Raw genomic sequence first — 2,791 nt, 5'->3', positions numbered from 1 at the left:
TGACGGATGGCGGCGTGATCGACAAGACGACGGGCGAATCGCTGGCGGTGGTGTACGACAGCACGACGAAGGACAAGGTGACGCTGGCCGGCGGCAAGACGGGCACGACGCTGTCGAACGTGAAGGCTGGTACGGCCGACATGGATGCGGTGAACGTGTCGCAACTGAAGTCGTCGGGCCTGATCGATGGTGACGGCAAGTCGATTGCCGCGGTGACGTACGACAAGAAGACGGACGGCACGCCGAACTACAACTCGGTGACGCTGGGCGGCGGTAAGTCGACGGGCCCGGTGACGCTGTCGAACGTGGCCAAGGGTCAGGCGGGCACGGACGCGGTGAACGTCGATCAACTGACGGACGCACTTCGCGACGTGGAAGGCGGCATGAACCCGCTGGCCGTGGCCTACGACACCGCGAAGAAGGACAAGGTGACGCTGGCAGGCGAGGGCGGTACGACGCTGTCGAACGTGAAGGCTGGTACGGCTGACCAGGACGCGGTGAACGTGTCGCAGCTGAAGTCGTCGGGCCTCGTTGGCGAGGACGGCAAGTCGCTCGCTGCCATCACGTACGACAAGAACGCGGACGGCACGCCGAAGTACACGTCGGCGACGCTGGCCGGTGTTGGTGGTACGACGTTGTCGAACGTGAAGGCTGGTACGAAGGACATGGACGCGGTGAACGTATCGCAGCTGAAGTCGTCGGGCCTGGTCGATGGTGACGGCAAGTCGCGCGCTGCAATCACGTACGACAAGAACGCGGACGGCACGCCGAAGTACACGTCGGCGACGCTGGCCGGTGTTGGCGGCACGACGCTGTCGAACGTTGCAGACGGCAAGGAGGACAAGGACGCGGTGAACGTATCGCAACTGAAGTCGACGGGTCTGGTCGGTGAAGACGGCAAGTCGCGTGCTGCAGTGACGTACGACAAGAACGCGGACGGCACGCCCAAGTACACGTCGGCGACGCTGGCAGGCGAAGGCGGTACGACGTTGTCGAACGTGAAGGCTGGTACGAAGGACATGGACGCGGTGAACGTATCGCAGCTGAAGTCGACGGGCCTGATCGATGGTGACGGCAAGTCGCGCGCTGCAATCACGTACGACAAGAACGCGGACGGCACGCCGAAGTACACGTCGGCGACGTTGGCCGGTGTTGGCGGCACGACGCTGTCGAACGTTGCAGACGGCAAGGAAGACAAGGACGCGGTGAACGTGTCGCAACTGAAGTCGACGGGCCTGATCGGCGAAGACGGCAAGTCGCGTGCTGCAATCACGTACGACAAGAACGCGGACGGCACGCCGAAGTACACGTCGGCGACGCTGGCCGGTGTTGGCGGTACGACGTTGTCGAACGTGAAGGCTGGTACGAAGGACATGGACGCGGTGAACGTGTCGCAGCTGAAGTCGTCGGGTCTGGTCGATGGTGACGGCAAGTCGCGCGCTGCAATCACGTACGACAAGAACGCGGACGGCACGCCGAAGTACACGTCGGCGACGTTGGCCGGTGTTGGCGGCACGACGCTGTCGAACGTTGCAGACGGCAAGGAGGACAAGGACGCGGTGAACGTATCGCAGCTGAAGTCGTCGGGCCTGATCGGTGAAGACGGCAAGTCGCTTGCTGCAGTGACGTACGACAAGAACAAGGACGGCACGGCGAACCACGAGTCGGTGACGCTCGCGGGCAAGACGGGCACGAAGCTGACGAACGTGAAGGCGGCCGAACTGTCGGCGACGAGCATGGACGCGGTGAACGGCTCGCAGCTGTTCGCGACGAACGAGAGCCTGGGCAACCTGAAGGACGCGCTGACGGATGGTGGTGTCATCGACGAAAAGACGGGCGAATCGCTGGCGGTGGTGTACGACAGCACGTCGAAGGACAAGGTGACGCTGGCCGGCGGCAAGACGGGCACGACGCTGACGAACGTGAAGGCCGGTACGGCCGACCTGGACGCGGTGAACGTGTCGCAGTTGAAGTCGTCGGGTCTGATCGACGAAGACGGCAAGTCGATTGCCGCGGTGACGTACGACCGTAACACCGACGGCACGCCGAACTACAACTTGGTGACGCTGGGCGGCGGCAAGTCGACGGGCCCGGTGACGCTGTCGAACGTGGCGAAGGGTCAGGCGGGCACGGACGCAGTGAACGTCGACCAGTTGAACGATCTGGAAGACTCGCTCCTCAACGGCGCGATCAAGCTCAAGTACATCAAGGTCAACTCGGAGGGCCGCGATGCCGTCGCGAGAGGTCCGGAAAGTGTCGCGATCGGCGCGAACACTTGGGCAACCGCGCCACAAGCAATGGCATTGGGGTCGGGTTCGCGAGCGAACGGTGTCAACTCGGTGGCAATCGGCTACAACTCCGTTGCCGACGACGACAACACCGTTTCGGTAGGCGATGTGACTCAGAAACGTCGGATCGTCCATGTCGAAGCCGGTATCGATGAGTCGGATGCCGTCAACATGAAGCAACTGAGCGATGCGATGCATTCCGCCAATACGAAGCTCGACGCGAAGATGACGCGGATGGTGCGTGACGTCGAATCGAAGCCGGGCAGCTTCGTCGCGATCGAAGGATTGGGTGCGGATGGCAGCATGCCGAACATTGCATCGATGAACGGTCGTGATCCCAAAAAGGGTACCGCTGCGGCCATCGGCGTAGGGAGTGGCGCTGGTGGGCTCAATACTGTCGCAGTGGGTCTGCAGGCGGTCGCGAGTTCGGACAACGCGGTGGCGATCGGCAGTATTGCCCAGACGGGGGTCGATCAGCCGTATTCGGTCGCGATCGGCAGCAT

1 protein-coding gene is annotated in these 2,791 nt (G+C 62.9%); it reads left to right on the top strand.

What is annotated here, in order from left to right:
- Positions 1-14 precede the first annotated feature (14 nt).
- The coding region (locus tag ABIC50_RS33945) for a YadA family autotransporter adhesin (RefSeq protein WP_502913543.1) at positions 15-2,791 on the top strand (2,777 nt) is incomplete at its 3' end.

Source organism: Burkholderia sp. 567, assembly GCF_040545115.1.
In the GTDB taxonomy this organism is placed as follows: Bacteria; Pseudomonadota; Gammaproteobacteria; order Burkholderiales; family Burkholderiaceae; genus Burkholderia; species Burkholderia ambifaria.
This window is presented reverse-complemented; position numbering and strand designations above follow the sequence as displayed.